Raw genomic sequence first — 21,318 nt, forward strand, 5'->3', positions numbered from 1 at the left:
AATTTGAGACAGCTTCTTTTTCAAGCACTGCCATTAGGCAATAGACAAAGTCGATCTGCTCAGTCAATAGACCAGCAGCTGGCCCCAGTTAGTCGGCTAAGGATCCAAGGGTTCATCTGGATCGATCGTATAGGCTTCTTCTTTTGCCTTAAACTCGATGATCACATCTGAAATTCGTTTACCCAATGTATAGGGAATATACCCCAATTCACGCATGCAACGATCGCCCATTTTTTCAACCGCATCGATATGCATTTTACTACTGTTAACAATAGCATACTTATCTTTCGGAAAACCGTAATTTAACAAGATACGCGCCGTATTGCGCAAATTTGTGGTTGTATGTCTGGCATGTGGATCAATCAATATCGCCGCTTCAGGTACTCCCATGACCTCGATAAGATACTTTTTCATTTCTATTGCCTCAATGAAATGCGTCTTATAAGGATGTACTTTACCACCAGACAATACAATAAAAGGGGCCAATTTTTCAAAGTAACTTCGAGCTGCCATACGCGCGCGCAACATGCCTCCCGGGCTAATAGGCTGTCCATACAGCTCGGGCCCCGCTCCTAAGGTCAGCAATAGACTATAGGGATAGCTTGCGAAGTCGGTATTTTTGACTGCTTCGTAAGCTTTCTTGTTTTCGAGTTCAATCAGTGGCTCTAGTTGTGCCGCGTCCCATCGCTCATTAATTTCCAACAAGCGTACCGCAGTCATCATGGTCATAAAAAATGCCGTTTTAGGCGTCGGAATATCTTTGCGGATGTCTTGGCCTACATCGTCCAAAAGATGAAGGTAGGCCGCACGTTTTACATCGAAAGAGATCGAATCTATTTTGGGGTAATTGGGACTTTTACCACCCGCATAGACGTCCACGACATAATTCATTGCCTTTAAATCCTGTTTCAAGGCTTTCGTAAAATAGACCTTTGCTGTTTCATGATGCAGCACACCATAGGTCATTGATGGAATAAGACTCGCCTGAACAAGCTGGTCCAACTTCTTGTTATGACCAATTTGCTCCGCCAGCTGCTCTGTCAACAGGTCGATTTCGTTATCCTGCCATTTGAAAGCATTCAAATAGCACATGAGATCGGCGCAGCTAGCGCTGTTGTTAAAACGTTCGAACCGTTTTTCCAATACCTGTGCTATCGGCTTGGAGCTGACGAGCTCCTGTATAAGGGCAGAATCTTTTAAAAGCAAATAGGATGCATAATAATTCTTCTTGATCAGCCAATCCTGTGGACCAATAGGCATATTGTTTACCTGACCTTTGGAAATATGCAGGCAGCATATTCCCAAGACAAGTAACAAGATTTTTCTGATATTCTTTATCATATCCATTCGATAACAGATTAATAACCTGGATTTTGATACATACGTGTCGGATCCAGCTTATATTCATCAAAAGGAATTGGATAGTATCGATCTTTTGTCGAAATATTGGAGATTTTAGCATTTCCATAATCAGCCTGGCTTTTCGTTTTGAAATAAGTCACCAGTTCCTGTGCATTGTAATTACGGATGAGATCAAACCAACGTTGGTTTTCAAATGCCAGTTCCACACGGCGTTCATGCAATATAGCCTCCTTTAAAGTTGGATATTTACTGCGGTAAGCCGTATTCAACATGGAAGCAGCATAGGAAGGCAATCTGGCACGTTCACGTACTTGATCTAACAGCGCGATAGCTTCCGCATCCTTACCCAGATGATACTTGGCCTCGGCCAACAACAGCATCACATCCGCGTAACGGATCAAGATCCAGTCGTTTCCGCCCCAACCATTGGTACCGGCAGCGTCACTGTTATCCCTAAATTTGGTTACAAACCAATCGTTAACCTGGGTATTTGTTGCAAACTTCACAGAGAAATCTTTTCGGATATCGCTTTGCTCGTAATCTTTAACCAAATCTAGTTTTGCCACTTCACCCGCACCGGTCGAGTTATAGCGTGAATTGATGGTTTCTCCTCGCGCCTGGTAATTACGGGCAATACTTGAGCTATAGTTTTGGTCTCCCTGTTTATACTGAATCTGAAAAACGAGTTCTTTACAGCTATTTTTCTTGGTCACATCGAAAACATCCGCATAGGGGATTTCGTTCAGTTTACCAAAAGTTCGCATTTGGTAGGCCGCATTGAGGTACTGTTCTGCTTTCGCAAAATTCTCCGCATTACCTGATGTCTGCGTTGCACCTAACGTTAAGTATACTTGCCCCAAAATTGCATTGATGGCCGATTTAGATGCTCTGCCGATAACGTAATCTTTTTGTGTATTGGGAAGATTGCTGGACAATGCCTCCGTTAAATCCTTAATGATCTGTTCGTACACAATCGACTCTTTCTGACGAAAAGCCAATTCATTTGCTTGCTCTTTACTGGTCACCTGTACGGTAGATAGTGGAATGTCTCCGAATTTACGTACCATATGGAAATATAATAATGCACGAACGAATTTCGCTTCCGCAATATAACGTCCTTTTAATTCTGCACTTGTAAAAGTCACATCGTCGACATGTGAAAGAACTACATTACAGCGACTGATTGCCGCGTACATAGCCGACCAATGTGTCTTTAAATAGGTATTACTTGGCAGCAACGAAAAGTCATTGAATTGAAAAGGCTCCCCAGCATTGGATTGGTTATCATTACGTCCCGAATTATCCGAACGTTCTTCGTTATACAATGTACTCGATTCCCCGATCGTGCTTCCCGAACGAAGTGATTGATAGAGGCCATTGACAGCCAAAAGCACATCATTTTCCGACTTGAAGTAATCATCGATCGTGACAGCATTTGGATTTTTCTGATTTAAAAAATCTTTGGTACATGAAGACAATGCCAACAAAACAAAGGGTAATATATATCTTTTTTTCATCCTGTTATTTTTTTATTTTTCATCAGCCTACATAACCGCAAAGAGCAGTTCGTAGGACTAGTTTTACAATGCTGAAGCTATTAACACGGAGGTTTTCTTGAAATTTCCACGCACAATAGCTCCTTGATCCTGCTATTAGAACGTTACTTTTACACCAAGGTTATACGACCGCACCAGTGGATAAAGTCCATAATCCACACCTGGAGTTAAGTTGCCGCGTTGGTTATAATCCGGTTCCGGATTGTAGCCTTTGTATTTGGAAATCGTAAATGGATTGTCCACTGTAGCATAGACCCTCACGCCAGAAAGTGTTAACTTTTCTGCTAGGCTTTTGGGAAGATTGTAGCCCAAAGCAATATTTGTCATCCGCAGGAATGAACCATCCTGCAGATAAAAATCAGAAAGACGCGTACTGTTACTTTGCGTACCGCCACGCGATGCACGGTATACTTTACCATTTCCTGGATTTTGAGCTGAACGATAGCGTTGTGCAACATCTGCATATTGATTGCCGGAACCTTCCATATTATAGAGGTAATAATCATAGCCATCCAGCACTTTATTACCCTGCGAACCGTTAAATGATGCGCGTAGATCGAATGCCTTATAGCGTGCGTTGATGGCAAAGCCATAGGTGAAATTAGGATGTGGATTGCCGATCACACGTTTATCGGCATCATTGACAACACCGTTGCCGTCCACATCTTCAAAATAAAGATCTCCAGGTTGTAGTGGAGTTGTTGAAGCCGCTGAAGGAGCGACAGTTTTATAGTTTTCCTCTGTTGCAACGCCCAGAACTTTAAAGCCGTAGAACATACCAATTGGACTTCCTTCTTGTGTAATATGCGTTAAGTATGAACGTTCAGCACCATTCGTCAAGATGGTAGAAGCCCCACCAAGATCGAGCACTTTATTTCTATTGACATTGATATTCCCGCTCAATCCTAATTCAAATTCATTTTTGCGAATCAATGTTGCATCAATCTGTACATCAAAACCTTTATTCTGCACCTTCGAATTTGGCAAATTGGTCAAGATTGTTGTTGATCCAGATACAGCGGAGAGTGGCTGGTTGAATAATAAATTGAAGGAACGGCTCAGGTAGAAATTGGTCATAATGTTGAGGCGGCCTTTCAACAAACCGAGATCCAGACCGGCGTTGTATTGCGAGGTTGTTTCCCAGCTCAATTTTGGATCAAGTAGATTGCCTGCCGTATAAGAGGTTTCTACTTTATCCCCAAGAATAACACCTGCTGGTGAGTTGATCACGGATATCGCATTGTAATCACCAATATTATTATTTCCACTACGTCCCCAGCTCGCTCTCAGTTTGACAGTCGATTGTTGCCCTAACCAATCCGTATAAAACTCCTCTTTGGAGAGCGTCCACCCTCCTGACACCGACGGGAAAGTTCCCCATTTGCTATTCGGGCCGAAACGGGATGAACCATCGGTACGGATGGACGCTGAAAGGAAATATTTGGAATCAAAGCTATAGTTTACACGACTAAAGTATGACTGGAGCGTTGTAGTACGTTTGAACGTATCGTCTTTTAGTAATTGGAAATTGGAAGGGTCGGCTCCTTTATCCGTAATTTCCCCAATCGCATTATTATTAAAACCGTTGGCTCTCACACCTTGATAATCGTAATCTGTTCGTTGAGCCGAATAGCCCAATAAAGCGGATACCTGATGTTTACCACCAAAAGTCTTGTTATAGTTTAACGTTGTTTCGACCAATTTGTCCAATTCATTTTTTGTCTTGGCATCTGCATAGGCAGCAGAAATTGCCTGCGGTGAAAACGGTTTATTGTTTCCATCGGATATACTTGTTGGACGGAAATAATCATACTTCTCGTCGTAAGTAGACAATCCACCGTTTATTTTAAGATTTAGGCCATCAATAATGGAAAAATCAGCAAAGGCATTGTATAGCCCTCTCTTTCCACGACGGTTGTTTTTAATCTCTGTAACATAAGCCAGTGGGTTTTCAGGATTCTGGATACCGTAATTGTTCGCCGAAAGATCGGCCATCAGATATTTGGCATAGGTTCCATCTTCGTTATAAACTGGGAGAGTCGGCAGATAGATTAATGCCGCCATTGACGGACTTCTGTCGTAACGGCCTGTCGTTACCTCGTTATTGTCGTTATATGTAAATGAAACATTTGCGCCAACGGTCAACCTCTTGCTTACTTTGCTATCGATATTGGCACGAAAATTAAAGACTTTTTGATCCGTCCCAAGCATGATCCCTTGTTGATTCTGATAAGATCCACTGAGGAAATAGCGATTTTTTTCGTTACCGCCATAGGTAGATAGATTATGACGTTGGAAAGGTGCATTGCGGTATAGGGCATCCTGCCAATCCGTATCATATTTCGCTTTTTTCGCTGTACCAGACGCAAAGTCATAGTAGTCTTCAGGAATACTCACCGAGCCGGCATTTCCGACATTGGCGATACGTGTTTTATTATCATCAAAGCGTCTACTATCGCTCCAAGCAATCCCTTTCGTCGCCAAAAGGTCTTTATACGAATTGTTACGACCATCAATCAGGAGATCAATAAATTGTTCCGAATTTAAAACATCGATTTTCTTGGAGAGCTGACCAAAGCCACCCAATACTTCGTAGTCCACATTACTTTTACCTTCCTTACCCCGCTTGGTTGTAATCAAGACAACACCGCCAGCACCACGAGATCCATAGATCGCTGCAGAAGCGGCATCCTTTAACACATCGATAGACTCAATATCATTGGGGTTGATATTTAAATTGTTTCCTGCTGGATATCCATCAATAACGTACAATGGATCCGAACCAGCATTGATCGATCCCATTCCGCGGACGCGCATTTTGGTCCCATCGTATGGAGCGCCACTTGTCTGCATCACCTGTACACCTGCTACTTTACCAACCAATGCCTGGGATAATTTTGGTGCGCTCAGATTGAGCTCTTCCGCCTTAACGCTAGCGATTGCGCCAGTGACATCCGACTTTCTGATCCGCTGATAACCGATAGAGATGGTCACTTCTTCCAGTGTGTTTTCATCGGTCTTTAGAGAAAAGATCTGCCCATTGGATTGGCTGACAGCTTGCACGAGTCTGCTATATCCAATAAAGGAAATACTCAGGTTATCGCCCATTTCAGCTTCGATCTGGAAATTTCCTCTTTCGTCAGACTGAACAGATTTTTTACTTTTCAAATTTTGAACGGTTGCTCCTGCGATTGCGTTTCCTTGGGCGTCTAGGACACGGCCTTTGACGATCCCCTGTGCATACGTAAATTGCGAGGTGGTTAGTGTGAACGGTTTGGCTTGAACAGCGGTTGAGCTCGCTGCAATGGTACATAACAACCAAAAGACATTGTTGGCTTTAAATTTCATAAGTAGCGCATTTGATTTATGGGTACAAGATTACAAATGCTATATGAAGGCAGGGTCAACAAAACATTAACAGTTTTTAACTAAACCGGGTTAGCAAACTGATGAGACTTAACAAAAAGGTAATACTAAAAAGGCGGCTGTGTACTCAGCCGCCGCGCAAAATTGCTATAAATATATTGAAAAAGTGCTTTGGTAATCGTACGGACTAACGCGTTTTCTTGAACGTATAGATCTCTGTAAATTTTCCCCGACGTCCCGAAGGCTGGACAAGATAATACGTCACATGTATGGTTTTCGTTGCTGGGTCATAATAGTTATTTGCCGTATTGTCGATCTCGCCATACCGTCCACTACTATTGGAACCCTGTCCATAATAGTTTGTCACTGCTGTGACCTTATTTGTTGCATTGTCGAACGTGAATATCGGGCTCCAATTGCCGAAATAAGAATTTGATCCCCCCGCGTTAAAATAATAGGAATGCGGAGAACTACCGTTATTGAAGGTTGTATAATTAATTTCAGTGGTATTACCTGTGAGCGTAACCAGATTTGCGGTCTGTGGATAAATTCCTTTAAAGGCAGCATTGACATAGTCCTGGTAGGTTCCTGTGATCTCATAAACACCATCGTATTTATTCTTTATCGATACAGCATAGATCCCTTCGGCATAATTTCCGCTGATCTTTCCACCTGTCGCGGTCTGTATCTGGATGCCAAGCGCATAGGACTTGGTAAAATCAGTAGCTGTAAAACGTGGAGGATAAATTTTAACATTTAAAACAGCTTCTTTTGCCCCTTTGGGTATAGTAACATCATAGGTGTCGACGGCATATAAACGCGTAGGTAATGCTTCGTATTTAGATTGCCAGGCCAGGTTGTAAAGGTTAGCTTCAGGTCTTCTGGGGCACCCTGTGCACCTGTCAAATGAACTTTCAGAGGAAGGGTCACCACGTCAAGGGCTTCAAAAACAGTTGTTACAGCACGGGCAATTGCCGTACTGCTTGTCCGTGCAGGAAGTACAAGCTGCACAATGCCTGAGCTTCCACCATCTTCAAAGACACCTTTTTCTTTTACACAGCCCCAGAGCGCCATACTCAAGGTGACCGCTGTCAGGCCTAATACTGATTTTTTATTTATTTTCATTGATTTTCAAGCTTTAGTTGATGATGTTGATCAATTGATATCCCAAAAGATTGGATCCGAAAATCCATTCGTCAATTTGGGAACGTTCACATTTAAATTTATTTCAGTCTGTGGATAAAGATTTCGTATTGGAAGTTTATCCGCGCGGGGCGAACCCGATTGGACCGATGCAAATGTTTCCGTGGCAACTTGCGAACCATTGACAATTTTTGGATATCCTGTGCGGCGAAATTCGTTCCAGGCCTCATGACCATGAAAAAAATTCAAGGCAATATATTTCTGCGTGATGATTGCTTCTAATCGTTGTGCGGTCGAGGTCGCTAACGCATAATTGACTAGATAATTTGTGCTATTATCGGCTTTATAATTCGCGGCATCAGTTGCAGGCACCTGTCCTGTTGCCAATGCGTTGGTCGCATTCTTTTCCAGATAAATAAATGAAGCTAAAATACCTTTTTCGAAGTTGCTTGATGCCGAGCTACTAAGCTCGTGCCCATATAAGGCCGCCTCGGCTAGTAAGAAATACGTTTCCGAAGCAAGAAATATCGGTAAACCTGCGGTACGTCCTTTCAATACACCTAGGGCATCTGCACTTCCTGTTCCAACAACCACACATAGTCATCAGAATTGGGGTTATTGACTTCGTCGCCAAGCTGACCGATGGATGTATTGGGAAAATTTCGGAACGTAAGTTTGCCACGTTTCTCATCGGTTATTTTACGGCCGTCATATATTCACATTAATTTGCATTCTATTAACCATGAGCAATGTTACATCACAAGAAATTATCAAAGCCGTTAAAGAGCGTAGGAAATATCTCAAGATTTCACAACGGGCAATGGCTGAACAGTTATATATATCATTAAAAGCTTATCAGAATCTTGAGATCGGAACAACGAAGATAGACATTGAGCGTTTACGGCAAATTGCGGATATATTACAAACGGATATAAATAGTTTGATCAATTCTTCGACAGCTCAGTTAAAGCAAGAAAAATTGCCCTTAGCAAAGGAAAAGCAGCTTTTACGCGACAAAGAAAGTTATATTTCTTATTTAGAGGAGAGTTTACAGTTTTACAGAAATCTCATTAAAGAGAATAATTTATTATAGTCAAGGAGCCCGAAATTAGCGAATGTATTCTTGGCGTTCTTTGTGAAATTTATAAAATGTTTAGCGCTTTCTTATGATGACGCGATATATCCAGAAGATCATCAGAGCCAGTGTTGCAGAAAAAAGAATATTGCCGATCAATTTTAGAGGTTCAAATTCGTGGTATCCGACCTGCTCATTAAGATCCAGGCTATAGCCACTTCCTTTCCGAAAGAATATCCAGGGAAATCCTACAGTTAAATTGCCGTCGACGTCCAGGTCATTATGATAGAAACAAACTGTCAAAATCGCAAAAACACCAATAGCACCAACAAAAACTTTGACTAATGCTGGAACTATTGATGTTTTCTTTGTTCGGGTTTTTCGTGCATGTTTAAATATAGCGATTCATTTTGATTGCATGTTATAATCACTATAGTTACCTTGCTAATGACTAGCTAGGTCTACACATTTCGATCGTCGTATTTTACCAGATTGATCAAACTTAACATAGCGTTATGCTGTATCCTTCCCTTCATCTCCTTTCATAATACTATGAATGCGATCCTCCAAAACTTTTTTGTGCCAAGCATCCAATAGCGTTCTTGTTTTTCCAATAAGGTCACCCTCATTCGCCTCGATTATTTTAACCCACTCTTCTGCAAATTCTCCATATTCCACAATACTATTTTCAGACTGTGTATATTGGATCAAATATTCCATCGCAAATACGTTAGCCCAACGGTCGGGGTGTATTGGATCACACATATACTCAGCAATGTCAATTTTATCAATAAATTCCTGTACAACTTCTTCGGGGCTAAAATTGAACAGGTCGCAAAATTGTTTAAATGCTGTCGTTAATTTAATATTTTCTAATGTTTTCATTTTTAATTAATTTAAAAAGTCATCAATTGCTTCATCGAAATTCTATCTAGCCGTTGTAAGACAAGTCCAACTTTATAAAAAGACAAGTAACTTCCCTAACTTTCCAAAATTCGCTTATAGCAAAAACTCTTCATCTTTGGTTTCCAAAATACGATCGAGCCAGGCTTCATAAAGTGCTATTCTTTTATCGAGATCGCGATAAAAAAAATAGCGTTTATTGAGTTCCTGTAAATCCATGATAAATCGTTTAAAAAAAGGCGTATGACGATATTCCCAATCAATAAGATCTCCATAACCATCATGGACACGATGAATAAGTCCCAAAACTGGATTATAGGTAGGTTTATCCAGGTGCATTGCTGCTAAAAAGTCACTGTAGATACCTGTTGCATCATGGTGTTGATATAGTGCGATGGATGAACAGCATTCATCATGCAAGTCAGCAGAAAATCCTTACTCAATTTGAAAGATGTGTTTTCGTCTAAATAGATGCGGTCTTTAAGCCGCACTTTTGTAGCAAAAAGGTCATAGATCTGGGCAGTAATAATTCGGCCTTTATTTCTGCGTTCGCCAGTGCTATAATTTCTATTGATTGCCAATTTTACCTGACGTTGCAATAATTTCACCCCTTTGTCCCTTTCATTCTTTCTGAATTCAATTGTTAAAGGATTATCGCCTTTAGGAATTTTATCGTTGATAAAACGTACGGCTCTCGTCGCAATATTATAGCTTGAATTATCTTTAAAATTTTGATCTATAAAAGAATAATGATCCAAAAACAATTGAATAAAAGCTGGCACAGCGATGCCAAAAAGCTCGCATATTAAGCGAAAATTTCGTGGTACCTCTAAAGGTACTCCAGTAAGATCTTCCATATTTTTTTATTTATGTTCAATATAGCGGAAGCCAAAACTTTTGGCTTTAGTTTTCCGCAGCGGCGCACTCCCTTTCTTTCCTGCGAACACCCCAAGCTCCTGCATCAAGCTTTTCACGCGAATATTTTCTTCAAGATATTTCTCAACATAGCGCCAAAGTTCAAGCGGTGTTCTATACTTTTTAAAATAATTCATCTCGAGGAGCTTATCCAAAAGCACCTCCACAGCCATCCGCTCGCATACATCCTGTTCAGCTTGTGCTTTATCTTCGGCGTTGATCTCTTCCATTACTTGAAAAAAGGTGATGGTTTCTACGGCATTGATAAAATATTCCATTCGGTAGTAGCGGATCCCTTTTTCCTCCCAAATCGTGAACTCAAACCGATAGCTGGTTTTATTATCAAATTTACTGATATCCACTTTCCTGCAGTTGAACACCCAATTAAGATGGACCATAACTTCAAGATTTCCGGCCGGGATTTTAAGTTCTTCCATTTCCTTAACATAGGTTTGCTCTTGTCCCATCAAGAAAGCCATTTCTTCACGGGTAAAACCGAAGCTGATCCGATTTAATAGCAAGAGATAGATAATACCCGCATAGTACATGGAAAATTCTGCGTGAAATCTCTCTTTTCCGGTATCATCAATTAAATTTTGCATGCCCCTCCTTTCTATCAACCGGATAAAAAGAATATCTTCCTTCTACATTTATGATGATCAATTTATTTTGCTGAATGAGTCCATACAGTACATTTTTCAAATGTCTTGGATAAATCCGAAGCCGAGCAAGTAAAAACAAAACTTCCACTTGCCTCCATTCTTGTTGGATACGCCGCTTAAGATAGGTGTACCAAAGCTGAAAATCGTACGAATACATCATTCCCGAATAGGAAGTTTTTATAATAGATTCTGTTTTCATAATTTATTTTGCCATTGGTTATTCAAATAATTTAAGCAGCTCATCTTTACTGATCGATTTCATTAGATTAGCCTCATCTAAAATCAGTCCTTCGGATATTCGTTTTTTACTTTCTTGAAGGGCTAAGATGTGCTCCTCAACGGAATCCCGACAAACAATCTTATAAGCCATCACATGCTTTTCTTGCCCTATTCGATAACAACGATCTATCGCCTGTGCTTCGGCAGCAGGATTCCACCAGGGATCCAAAATATAGACATAGTCGGCAGCCGTTAGATTTAAGCCGGTTCCTCCCGCTTTAAGGCTAATGAGAAACACACGGCATTCGTCCTCGTTCTGAAATCTTTCGACCGCATTTTGCCGCTGATCTTGATTCATCTTACCATCAAGGTAGACATAAGCTATTCCCTTATTTTCGATTCGTTGAGCCACCAGCTTAAGCATGGAAGTATACGCCGAAAAGAGAAGAATCTTATGATTTGGAGCTACTTCATCCATGATCTCATCAATAAAATCCAATTTAATAGATTCATGACCGAAGCCGCCATCTTTCATCAGAATGGGGGAGTTGCAAAGCTGCCGTAGTTTTTGCAGCGCCTCGATCGCTAAAAATTTGGATTTCGTGGAATCAGCGCTATTCAGATTATTTTCAATCTCTCCCTTGAATATTTTTCTGACCTTATCGTATATTTTCCTTTGCTCTGGAAGCATATCCATATAGAGAATTGTTTCGGTCTTTTCAGGAAGGTCCAAAGCAACCTGTTTTTTTGTACGCCGAAGAATAAAAGGTTGGATCATCTTTTGGAGGCTAGAAGTCGTCTCTTGAACCATATCTACCTCTTTGACACCCTTATATGCCTTATTAAAATTTCGATAATCTCCAAAGAAACCAGGATTAACTAAAGACATTTGCGCATAAATATCTTGTATACCGTTTTCAACTGGCGTTCCTGTCATCGCTACACGGTAATCGGCCTTAACCATTGACAGCACCTCAAAACGCTTCGAATTACGGTTCTTGACGGCTTGGGATTCGTCCATAATCAGATAGCTAAAGTCTAAACTGGTTAAATACGCCGCATCAGTCAACATCGTTCCATATGTCGTAAGAACTACAGTGCCTTCCTCTTCAAAAATAAATGCTTCCCGGTGTTTCCCATGATAGATTTCTATTTTTCGATAGGGGGCGAACTTTTTATATTCATTTTCCCAATTGAACAAAAGAGAGTTCGGGACAACCACTAAAGCAGATTTTCCTGTAGAATGCTGTTGATAAAAGTATTCCAGCACTGTTATAATCTGCAATGTTTTCCCTAAACCCATATCATCAGCCAAAAGGCCGCCCCACTGAAATTCATTCAAAAAAGTTAGCCAGCTAAAACCTACCTGCTGATAAGGTCGTAATTGCGCTTTTAAGCTTCTAGGGATTTCCAAAAGAGGGATTTCATCCAAAGCTGCGAGTTTTTCACGACGTTCCCGAATACTGTCCTGAATAATTTTTTTATCTATTTTATCCAAAACCTTCTGCATAGACACAAGTTGAATTGTATTTAAGACAAAACAATCTTCTTCTCTTCTTCCTCCTAAAAACAATGGCCTGAAGATTTCTCGGTCAGCGCGGCGTATAATGCCAAAAGCCCCTTCAGTAAGAATAAAAACTTTATCTGTTCCCATAATCAAATCCTCAAATTCATCCATTGAAATTGTGTGTCTTCCAAATTTCGGCCCCAGTAGAATTGAACATAGGTTATTTTCCAAACGGATATTACGTACAGTACAATTTAGAGGGAAAGGATAGTATGCGCTACCTTGCTGAAGATGGTCAATTTCTAACGAAATTTCATTGAGAGAGCAGCTTTCCATGAAATCAAATAGCCAAGTGGTATTTTCAATTTCTTTCAAAGGAATCAACCAGTTATTTTCTAATGCTGTCTCCTTAAGAATCGGATGTTGTGTTTTAACAAATTCCTGAAAAACCTGTTCTTCGAGCTTATCCCTTTCAAAATATGCCAATTGATTCTGTCTCTCCCCTAAAATCAAATTGCTACTGGAGTTTAACAAAAACCTACCCTCTTTCTCATATTCGGCAAAAGCCGCTATACAAAGGAATTGGTCAATTACAGAAATAGTAGCTATTTTTTTAAACGGCTTAAAGACTTGAGGAATTGTCATATTTTCCCCTACCCTATTTAAGATGACAAGTTCCGCTATTTTTGATAGGGGTATCAGATAATCGTTTAAGAAGGCATGATAATTCTCTTTAAAGACAGTCAATCTATATTTCCATTGTCTAAACTTTTGCAATACTCCAGCCTGGGTCAGATTATCAATAAATAAAATTTCCTCGTTAGATATTTTCAGAAAGAAACAATTTTCATCCCCCAAAAACTCAGGACAATCTATTAGCTGGTTTCTGTAATAGAGACAAATTCGCATTTTCAGATATTGATCCTGATCATCAATTTCGACTTTGAGCTGCAAATTCCCCCGTGCTTTAGTTAATGTAGCGGCACCCAGCACGCTCGAATTTTTCAAATTAATCTGATGTGCAAATCGATAGCGTTTAAATGTTTGGGCAAAACGTAATTTAATTGGAAACGGAGGATCCTCCAGTAAATCACGCCATATCTGTATAATTTCCCATTGTTTCCGCTCGAAGTAGTTGATATCTTCACTGATTAGATCCTTCTTCTCTTCCCGAAGTATTTTATCTTCATAAAGGAGGGCGGCAAATCGACGACTGAACAATTCCAGATACTGATCATAAGAATTTAAAGACATCTTCAAGTTACTTTCGTCCAATAGATAAGAGTGCGAAAAGGAACGAGAGCGTTTAAATTTATAATGAAAAGGAAAAAAAACAGGCAGACCAAAAGCGGAAAAATTTATTGTAACAAAAAAACATACTTCATCGTTTCGCTTTAAATCGAGATATCCTTCCAAGTTACGTGCAGGCAGACGAAGTCCATTCTCATAATCATTAGTAGCTAAACGATAAAATCGTCCATATTCATTATTCATTTCTACAGTTAACTCCGCATAAGAATAGTTCTCACAGACCTTAAATGGCACGATCTTTTTCTTCCATGGTGGCAAATTGTTGATTTCAGCCCGATATAGGCCCTTTAAATAATTTGGGCAACTATCCAGTAATTTATTCGATAACAGGGTTGCTTCGTGTACGCAAAGCCCTGCTACATCGTCGCTACAAGAACAATTAATGCTGAGGTGTTCCGTAGTCAGCTCGACTTTAACCGTAGTACCCGAGAACTTTTTTAACTTAAGTTCATATTTCGGTGGATACGGTCGGACCTGAATAACAATATTCTCTCGTTCCATAAATGGAATCTCATCATCAGCATAATATTTGCTCAGGTAGCGCGGAGTCATTCTCCCTATAAATCCATCTTCCCAAGGAATTACAAGAGGTTCACTAGAATTTCTTTTTGGAAGTATTTTTTCGACTGAATGGATCTTAGCATCCGTCGTAATGCAGTTAAAGCCAATTCCTATCATATCACTTCGTTTAATTTAGCCTCCGATTTCAGCTCCATATACCGTATGCTCTGATCACAGAGATCGACAAAGAAATCTGTAATTTCTTTTGCTTTTGACCTAAAGTAATCCATATCAAGCTGAGCTAATTGTGAAGGAAGCTCATAGATCCGCCCTTTCATCTGTTTTAATAACTCTGCATTCAATATTTCTTCCACATCCCCTCTGGCTGTAAAAAATTCCTTCACCTTTTTATCACAGATACAGGTCCAGTCCACCAGATCGGCTATAGTCACATTCATCGGGGCATACCCAATTCGTAGGTAGAGATAACTGTATAGTCCAATTGAAGTCAATTGATTTAAAAATAATACAGCCAATTGTGAACTAGCAAGTCCTTCAAAAGCAAATACACCTAGCAGATCCTGCATGAGTTTTGAATTGCGTGTCCATGAAATGGATGTCTTAAACAATGTATCATGCCAATTGATCGGAGAAACGGGATATGTTGGTTTATAACTCGGACGACGGTAAACAACAACAGATTCATTCCAGATAGTATGGGAGAAACGGCTGCCCAGATCCAGTTTTGTTGCCAGGAAATCTGTGCTCATAAAAGCTACAACTGCAGTAACTCGACCATAAACGATTTTTCGAAAGTGACAGTGACCTATTTTCTTTTTTATTACGACAAGGTAGATTTCTGCCTTTTCATTTTCCACTGCAGGAAAATGAAAAAGTCCTTTTCCATGCGCATCGCTGACGTAATAATTGAGCAGCATCATTTGTTCGGGATTATTCTCCTGACGAATCTGAGCCAGCACATGAAGTATATCTGCCTCATACCGATCCGGCCAAGGAAATGCATGAAACTGCGAGGCCGCGGCATTCGATAATGTAGTCTCCTTCGCCGCCAGATTACCTACTGCAACTTCGACGTTTTTATTTGCGACTTTTTGTTCCACTATTGCCAACAATTTTTCATAGCCGGTTTTAAGGCCTTCCATAAAACTCAAGTACAGCTGTTCAATCGTATGAAGAACAAACTTGCAATGCTCATAAAGCCAGGAGGCATCAAAGGCGGAAATTTCGAGGTCCTTATTTTGTTTCACCGCATCAAAGGCACTGTCCAATAATCTAAAACGTTTCTTTTCTTCCTCATCCTTTCCGACAAGGGACTCCCTTAACATGGAAAAATGTTCATTGAGGCTTTTAATTCTGTTGCTAACATGATGTACATTATTGGCTTTTCCGTCAATCATTAGCTGTAAAAAACGCAAATGGTTTTCCATACTTTGATGTAACATAAATACAGCCCTTTGATAGTTCCCCTGCTGACCAAATGTTTCAGCCCCCTGTAGGAATCCCGCTGAAATAGGCAAGAGCTTCTGGTAATATTCATCAGCTATTTCTAGAACACTTTTTAGCTCTTTCGCTTGAAGGGGTGGGTTCTTTTTGTTACCAGCCTGATGAACGGTATTTTCAGGTAGGGAGGCATAGGAATAATACAGGCTGCCCACTTTGACTTTACTGAGCATTTCAGCAATTGGCACCAGCTCAAAGGAAATATTCTTCTGATCCATTAAACATAACTCCACGATAGGCTTTAATACCTTCGGTGAAAGCCCGCTCACATGCTTGAGTGCGAGAAGCAAATGATAATGCTCCTGACCGAGAAACTGATATTTAAAAAGATAGGCACGATCGAGATCCATACGCTGAGAAAGCCGATCGATAATTAATTGGCTATTAATTTCCATACTAAATGATTTAAGATTAAAAATTTGGCACAATAAATTACTCCAACAGATCAGACTGTTACAGATCATTATTGCAAATAATCAATACTTTATTGTAAAAAAAACAGTATTACAACCAAGGAGACTAAAGAGGGGTTAACACATTACTACATATAGACGTTCGCCCCTTGGCTTTTCAGGAAATACCAGCATTTAAATCAACATGTATTCAAATCATTCATTTAGCGAAAAAGTGTTTCCCCGTCGCTGGCAATATAGACAGAGAAAACACTTTGTTTTCCCATTAAAAGAAAAACAAAATAGAATACATCAATATAGTTTATATATACAAATATATAAATAAACAAAACCAAATCAAAATATTATTTATCATTAAAGTTTTAAATAAAGGATACGGGCCTGTACATAGACACACGACCATTTATTTCCGGCTTTTACAAATTATAAATATATGCTACGAATTGTAAACAACTCACGAATCAATTATATATTTCTATTATTTTTAGGCTATTCAATTTTTAAGCATCAGAAAATACGCTATTTCTTAAATTGCATTAATTTTAACAACCATATCCATGACCAATACCAAATTATTCCTCATCTTTTGTCTTGTTTTCTTTGTTCGACCAATATATGGTCAAACTACCTGCAACTGCTCACAGGCACTTAAGCAATTAATTGTAAAAATAGAGAGCGAGTACCCTGGTTTTCCAGAAAAAACCAAGCAGAATAAGGACCTGTATCAAGCTAAAAAAAATATATTGACGAAGAAAAGCTTGCTGGTTTCAAATGAGACCTGTATGCAACTTTTGCAGGAATATCTTGACTTCTTCCACGATGAACACATTGTCTTAGCTGATCTTTCCAAAAAGAAAAATGCTCCACAAACAAGTACCGAAACCCCAAAAGCAGAACCAGAAGAGGAAATAAGTTCAAAATCGATCAATCCCGATATATTTTATATGAAGATCTCAAACTTCGGCTACGAAAACATAGCCCCTTTCAAAGAGCTGATCGAAAAAAACAAAGAAAAGATCGAAAGCAGTAAAGGACTTATTATAGATGTACGAAACAATGGTGGTGGAACGGACGATGTATACCAGCCTCTATTGCCCTATATCTTAACTAACCCTATCCGGATTATGAGTGTTGAGTTTTTTGCGACACATACCTTAGTCAATGGGTTGCGCGATTATGCCATCAAGAATATTAAGCAGGATTCTCTCAATGAAGTAAAAAGAATTGACGAAGATCTTCGGGAATACAGGGAGAATATCGGAAAATTTGTACTGTATGGTGACAAGAAGGTGATCATAGATACGATTGTCATTAATAAAAAGAGTCCGCAACAGGTCATTATCCTAGTCAATAGAAATGTAGCCATTTCAGCGGAGAATTTTTTATTCAGTTCCCGCCAGAGCAAAAAAGTAAAAATCATGGGAACCCCGAGTATGGGTGCCCTTGACTATGGCTCAATACGTGAGTTCAAATTTGGTTGCGACAACTACCAACTCCTTTTGCCAACGTACCGATCTACTCGACTACCACAATATCCAATTGATAATATAGGTATACAGCCCGACATCTATTTGGATGAGTCCATTTCAGACTGGATCGATTTTGCGGTGCGTTACATCAATGAATAATCAATAATTGCGATAAGATATAACGTTGGCGAGTATGAAAAATAGCTTAAAAATGGGACTAATAAGTGCTTTGATAGGTCTGCTCTTTTCCTGCAAAGAGCAAGTGAGTCCTTTGTCTGAAGCTTACTACAAAAAGAGCGGTGCAATTTATTTTATACCGGGCGGCAATGGTTTTGAAAGAGGGTCTAGAAAGACCGTTGCCGATGTAGCTAGTTTTTCAGTGATTAAAGAGGTCTATGCCCGCGATAAGGATCGCGTCTATTTTATGGGTTGTCCCCAAGAGCTGGTGGATGTAAAGACCTTTCAACTGAAAAACAGGATTCCTGTCGATCAACAACACGTATTCAAGTTTGAAGGTTTTGCGTCGGCTACTTCCGATTGCAACCAAAACCAGCTTACCATTATTGATGGAGCCGATCCGGCAACTTATACGACGTTATATGATCAACTGCCGGCACTAGCTAAAGATAAAGCACATTACTTTTATAAGTATCAACCCCTTCACGTCGACTATGCGACTTTCAGCGTTATCAACAGCAACTTTGTAAAAGATAAAAATCAGCTTTATGTTGTTACGGACAAAGGTATTCTTTCGCTGCACTACAAAACTGCTCGCGTTGAGGCGCTCAATGCAGCATATATCCTACTGGATGGTAAAAAGTTACTTTATTATGAACCTCATCAACATATCGGCCTGTTGGAAATCAATATTCCTTCGTCAAATAAAATCAAATTCCTTAATGAGAAAACAGTAATCATTGACCAATTGATAGTTATTTCGGGAAAGAAATTTGGATACCCTGCGGTCGATCCGGGCAGCTTTGAATTATTAGAAGGATCAAACGGAAACGCCACTTGGTCACGCGACAAAAATCATGTCTATTATAAGCAACAGATATTTTCAGAAGCAGATCCAAAGACTTTTGAGGTCCTCAAGTTTGCCGTCGCCAAGGATGCCAAACATATTTTCATTGGCAATAAAATATTCAACGGACCAGATGTAAAAAGTTTCAAAAAGGTTGATAAATCTCGGGTGAACCATGATTTCGAAGATGACCTTGGCAACAGATACTGGTATCAAACCAATAAAGGGGAGGTTATTTTGGTTCCGGTTACAAAGAAGTAATAGAAGCACCGAGGACTTTACGCCCGGCGTTAAGAAAGTATGAGTTCGTACCGTACAGATCTCCCATGTCCCAACTGTTCAACTATCCCCAGTTCCTGCAACCTTTGCAGATCCCTAGTCGCAGTAGCTTTTGAGGTCCGTGTAATAGAAATATATTTTTTTGCAGTCATCCCGCCAATAAAACCTTCAATTCCATGCTCAAATTAGGCCACTCTTTATATTGCCAGTTATACATATTGAGCCGATTTAAAAATCTAATCGGCTCAAATATAAGTAAAATTTGAGCCGATTAACCAAATTAATCGGCTCAAAGGAAAAAGCATATTCATTATTGGCCTCTCTTGACGATAATTTACAAATCCAGCAAGGGAAAAATTCCCTTCCTTTTGAATCTTCAAGATAATCACTGAAATCGGCTATTTTTCTAACGATTGTTTCCCCTACTTTAGCTTCCAAACCCAATGGTTTAGTAAGCGTATAGTTTAAATACCGGTAATCAACAAGCTGGTAACCGCAGCAATACACGGGCTACTTACAAACAACCAGGTTCAATTTATAGAAAAAAGGATGATCAAATCATTATTGCTAAGTATAACAACTATGCTATGTATCACAGCATGTGCACAGGAATCCGCCATAATCACAAAAAATGACCGGGTTAAATGGATTCCCTATCAAACCAAAAACAAGCAGTTTGTCTATGTCGACAGCGCATTCCAGAAGAAGCTATCCCAAGAGTTCCATTGGGCTCAGCCTTTCACGTCCACAGGATATGCACTGGTAGCCAATGAAAAGGATCAAACGGGGATCATTAACAGCGAAGGTGAATTTATCGAACATTATTCCGACACAGATTTACAGCTCTTAGACATCAAGCAGCTGACTCTTCTGATGAAACGCCAGGAATACGAAAAGAAATTGTCCTTCTGGAAATGGGACTGGAATATCCTAAGCAGTTATATCAAGAAAACAGCTACTTATGTCAAGCTTGAAATACGGGTATTGGAAAGTAATCAGATTCTGCTGAAAAAAGATATTCCTTACGATGAGAACGAATATAACCTTGCAACTTACCCCTTAAACGACAAGCATCTGATCCTCAATGGGAACCTGTATCTGCTAAAAGATCAAAAACTTAAGAAAATAGAAGAACACATTGAAATGCCCTTGGAAAACGGACGTTATATTCCAGCATCAGCAAACAGTTTTACCATCCTTGATATCCGAAGCAAAAAACCGGTTTTATCCGCTTTGACAAGCATAGACAAAATAGACCTTCTTTGGAAAAATGAGGCCATACAACTCGATTCTATCAATCAGGAGCGCTACAGCCCAGCAATCCCCAAACTACTAAAGGACAATAATACAGGCAGCATATATGCCTTTCCACAATACGACAAAGCTTTTCCAAAACAAATTAGACAAGCCAATGCGACACAGATTGCCTTTCTAAAAGAAATATCCTTAGTTTATTCGGTGACTAATTCGCCCTATTTTATTCTAGGCAGATTTAACTACGATCATGCCATCTGGGCTTATGATTGGTTATATATGGATAAAGATGGCAACTTATTGGACACCATCAAAGCCCCGAACTTCTATATCCTGGATCAGGTGGGTAATTTGGTCTGGCCAGACAAACACATGTTATTCACCTCGAATGCCATGGAAAAGAATTGGAAGACCGGAAAAATAAAATACATCGATTCATCAGAAGATCTTTATTTAATTGATGTAAAACGAGGTGATCTGGAACCTACAAAAGGCCTATGGAATTCAAGTGCAAAGACTTGGGATATAAACCCCGATTTCGAACATATTGAAACCTTAGATGGTAAACGACAAATCTTCGCATTACAGGAGCATAAAGATGGTCGCTATACTTTATACAACAACAAGACAAAACAACGAATCGGCAACAAAAGCTACATGACCATCAATCCCAACGGGTGGGTACAACATAAAAATGAGTGCAATCGGGACGACGGCTATTTTATTGACATTGCTACGGGCAAGGAATATAAAGAATAAAAATATACCGCTCAATCTCAGCAAAAATTACCAAGATTAATTTATAACAGACAAAATATACTCTTTAAGATTTATTAAC

At 39.7% G+C, this 21,318-nt stretch carries 18 protein-coding genes; 4 read left to right on the forward strand and 14 right to left on the reverse strand.

Annotation, left to right across the window (positions count from 1 at the left end):
• Positions 1-96: 96 nt before the first annotated feature.
• From B3H30_RS18170 to B3H30_RS18195, 6 genes are all read right to left on the reverse strand, one after another.
• Positions 97-1,347, reverse strand: coding sequence for a YdcF family protein (locus B3H30_RS18170; RefSeq protein WP_286777071.1), 1,251 nt, complete (start codon positions 1,345-1,347; stop codon positions 97-99).
• 11 nt (positions 1,348-1,358) lie between these two features.
• Entirely contained in the window at positions 1,359-2,879 is a 1,521-nt protein-coding gene (locus B3H30_RS18175; RefSeq protein WP_286834752.1) for a RagB/SusD family nutrient uptake outer membrane protein, read from the reverse strand.
• Positions 2,880-3,014: 135 nt separating this feature from the next.
• Positions 3,015-6,266 (reverse strand): SusC/RagA family TonB-linked outer membrane protein, encoded by a 3,252-nt coding sequence (locus B3H30_RS18180; RefSeq protein ID WP_286834753.1) that lies wholly within the window; start codon positions 6,264-6,266, stop codon positions 3,015-3,017.
• 205 nt (positions 6,267-6,471) lie between these two features.
• Positions 6,472-7,140, reverse strand: coding sequence for a BT_3987 domain-containing protein (locus tag B3H30_RS24920; protein ID WP_376746075.1), 669 nt, complete (start codon positions 7,138-7,140; stop codon positions 6,472-6,474).
• Positions 7,041-7,409: a hypothetical protein gene (locus B3H30_RS18190; RefSeq protein ID WP_286834754.1), complete on the reverse strand. Its 369-nt coding sequence runs from the start codon at positions 7,407-7,409 to the stop codon at positions 7,041-7,043. Before B3H30_RS18190 ends, B3H30_RS24920 begins: the two co-directional genes overlap by 100 nt.
• A gap of 30 nt (positions 7,410-7,439) precedes the next feature.
• Positions 7,440-8,021, reverse strand: a complete 582-nt coding sequence (locus B3H30_RS18195; protein ID WP_286775360.1) for a SusD/RagB family nutrient-binding outer membrane lipoprotein — start codon at positions 8,019-8,021, stop codon at positions 7,440-7,442.
• Between the two features lie 148 nt (positions 8,022-8,169).
• On the opposite strand from B3H30_RS18195, the gene B3H30_RS18200 reads away from it, so the two are divergent.
• Complete coding sequence (locus tag B3H30_RS18200) at positions 8,170-8,520, forward strand: helix-turn-helix domain-containing protein (protein ID WP_201639755.1); 351 nt, start codon at positions 8,170-8,172, stop codon at positions 8,518-8,520.
• 495 nt (positions 8,521-9,015) lie between these two features.
• Here the strand turns inward: B3H30_RS18200 and B3H30_RS18205 are convergent, their stop codons facing one another.
• From B3H30_RS18205 to B3H30_RS18235, 7 genes are all read right to left on the reverse strand, one after another.
• Positions 9,016-9,387, reverse strand: a complete 372-nt coding sequence (locus B3H30_RS18205; RefSeq protein ID WP_201639756.1) for a hypothetical protein — start codon at positions 9,385-9,387, stop codon at positions 9,016-9,018.
• A 114-nt stretch (positions 9,388-9,501) separates the two neighbouring features.
• Entirely contained in the window at positions 9,502-9,744 is a 243-nt protein-coding gene (locus tag B3H30_RS18210) for a hypothetical protein (protein WP_286775361.1), read from the reverse strand.
• A gap of 5 nt (positions 9,745-9,749) precedes the next feature.
• Complete coding sequence (locus B3H30_RS18215; protein ID WP_286775362.1) at positions 9,750-10,262, reverse strand: hypothetical protein; 513 nt, start codon at positions 10,260-10,262, stop codon at positions 9,750-9,752.
• 6 nt (positions 10,263-10,268) lie between these two features.
• Entirely contained in the window at positions 10,269-10,922 is a 654-nt protein-coding gene (locus B3H30_RS18220) for a hypothetical protein (protein WP_286775363.1), read from the reverse strand.
• The gene (locus B3H30_RS18225; RefSeq protein WP_201639759.1) at positions 10,906-11,181 is read right to left on the reverse strand and encodes a hypothetical protein; all 276 of its coding nucleotides are present in this window, start codon (positions 11,179-11,181) and stop codon (positions 10,906-10,908) included. Before B3H30_RS18225 ends, B3H30_RS18220 begins: the two co-directional genes overlap by 17 nt.
• A gap of 18 nt (positions 11,182-11,199) precedes the next feature.
• Positions 11,200-14,697 carry a DEAD/DEAH box helicase gene (locus tag B3H30_RS18230; RefSeq protein ID WP_286834755.1) on the reverse strand — a complete coding sequence of 1,166 codons (3,498 nt, stop codon included), beginning with the start codon at positions 14,695-14,697 and terminating at the stop codon, positions 11,200-11,202.
• The gene (locus tag B3H30_RS18235) at positions 14,694-16,436 is read right to left on the reverse strand and encodes a hypothetical protein (RefSeq protein WP_075991004.1); all 1,743 of its coding nucleotides are present in this window, start codon (positions 16,434-16,436) and stop codon (positions 14,694-14,696) included. The genes B3H30_RS18230 and B3H30_RS18235 overlap by 4 nt, the downstream gene beginning before the upstream one ends.
• A gap of 575 nt (positions 16,437-17,011) precedes the next feature.
• Between B3H30_RS18235 and B3H30_RS18240 the strand changes: the two genes are divergently transcribed.
• Both B3H30_RS18240 and B3H30_RS18245 read left to right on the forward strand, forming a co-directional pair.
• Positions 17,012-18,082: a S41 family peptidase gene (locus tag B3H30_RS18240; protein ID WP_286834756.1), complete on the forward strand. Its 1,071-nt coding sequence runs from the start codon at positions 17,012-17,014 to the stop codon at positions 18,080-18,082.
• Between the two features lie 34 nt (positions 18,083-18,116).
• Complete coding sequence (locus tag B3H30_RS18245; RefSeq protein WP_286834757.1) at positions 18,117-19,208, forward strand: DKNYY domain-containing protein; 1,092 nt, start codon at positions 18,117-18,119, stop codon at positions 19,206-19,208.
• A gap of 29 nt (positions 19,209-19,237) precedes the next feature.
• Here the strand turns inward: B3H30_RS18245 and B3H30_RS24925 are convergent, their stop codons facing one another.
• Complete coding sequence (locus B3H30_RS24925; protein WP_376746074.1) at positions 19,238-19,378, reverse strand: hypothetical protein; 141 nt, start codon at positions 19,376-19,378, stop codon at positions 19,238-19,240.
• Positions 19,379-19,775: 397 nt separating this feature from the next.
• Here B3H30_RS24925 and B3H30_RS18250 point away from each other — a divergent pair, with 397 nt between their 5' ends.
• A complete protein-coding gene (locus tag B3H30_RS18250) occupies positions 19,776-21,239 on the forward strand; it encodes a hypothetical protein (RefSeq protein WP_182983326.1) in 1,464 nt (487 codons plus the stop codon).
• Positions 21,240-21,318 lie beyond the last annotated feature (79 nt).

This window comes from Sphingobacterium sp. UBA7038, from assembly GCF_002494055.1.
Lineage (GTDB): Bacteria > Bacteroidota > Bacteroidia > Sphingobacteriales > Sphingobacteriaceae > Sphingobacterium > Sphingobacterium multivorum.

Excerpts from the sequence above, each read along its gene's own strand:
- B3H30_RS18230 (WP_286834755.1), bottom strand. The coding sequence starts at position 14,697 with ATGATAGGAATTGGCTTTAACTGCATTACGACGGATGCTAAGATCCAT.
- B3H30_RS18200 (WP_201639755.1), top strand. The coding sequence starts at position 8,170 with ATGAGCAATGTTACATCACAAGAAATTATCAAAGCCGTTAAAGAGCGT.
- B3H30_RS18205 (WP_201639756.1), bottom strand. The coding sequence starts at position 9,387 with ATGAAAACATTAGAAAATATTAAATTAACGACAGCATTTAAACAATTT.
- B3H30_RS18175 (WP_286834752.1), bottom strand. The coding sequence starts at position 2,879 with ATGAAAAAAAGATATATATTACCCTTTGTTTTGTTGGCATTGTCTTCA.
- B3H30_RS18245 (WP_286834757.1), top strand. The coding sequence starts at position 18,117 with ATGAAAAATAGCTTAAAAATGGGACTAATAAGTGCTTTGATAGGTCTG.
- B3H30_RS18190 (WP_286834754.1), bottom strand. The coding sequence starts at position 7,409 with ATGAAAATAAATAAAAAATCAGTATTAGGCCTGACAGCGGTCACCTTG.
- B3H30_RS18210 (WP_286775361.1), bottom strand. The coding sequence starts at position 9,744 with ATGCACCTGGATAAACCTACCTATAATCCAGTTTTGGGACTTATTCAT.
- B3H30_RS18180 (WP_286834753.1), bottom strand. The coding sequence starts at position 6,266 with ATGAAATTTAAAGCCAACAATGTCTTTTGGTTGTTATGTACCATTGCA.
- B3H30_RS24925 (WP_376746074.1), bottom strand. The coding sequence starts at position 19,378 with ATGACTGCAAAAAAATATATTTCTATTACACGGACCTCAAAAGCTACT.
- B3H30_RS18225 (WP_201639759.1), bottom strand. The coding sequence starts at position 11,181 with ATGAAAACAGAATCTATTATAAAAACTTCCTATTCGGGAATGATGTAT.
- B3H30_RS18235 (WP_075991004.1), bottom strand. The coding sequence starts at position 16,436 with ATGGAAATTAATAGCCAATTAATTATCGATCGGCTTTCTCAGCGTATG.
- B3H30_RS18220 (WP_286775363.1), bottom strand. The coding sequence starts at position 10,922 with ATGCAAAATTTAATTGATGATACCGGAAAAGAGAGATTTCACGCAGAA.
- B3H30_RS18240 (WP_286834756.1), top strand. The coding sequence starts at position 17,012 with ATGACCAATACCAAATTATTCCTCATCTTTTGTCTTGTTTTCTTTGTT.
- B3H30_RS18215 (WP_286775362.1), bottom strand. The coding sequence starts at position 10,262 with ATGGAAGATCTTACTGGAGTACCTTTAGAGGTACCACGAAATTTTCGC.
- B3H30_RS18170 (WP_286777071.1), bottom strand. The coding sequence starts at position 1,347 with ATGGATATGATAAAGAATATCAGAAAAATCTTGTTACTTGTCTTGGGA.
- B3H30_RS18250 (WP_182983326.1), top strand. The coding sequence starts at position 19,776 with ATGATCAAATCATTATTGCTAAGTATAACAACTATGCTATGTATCACA.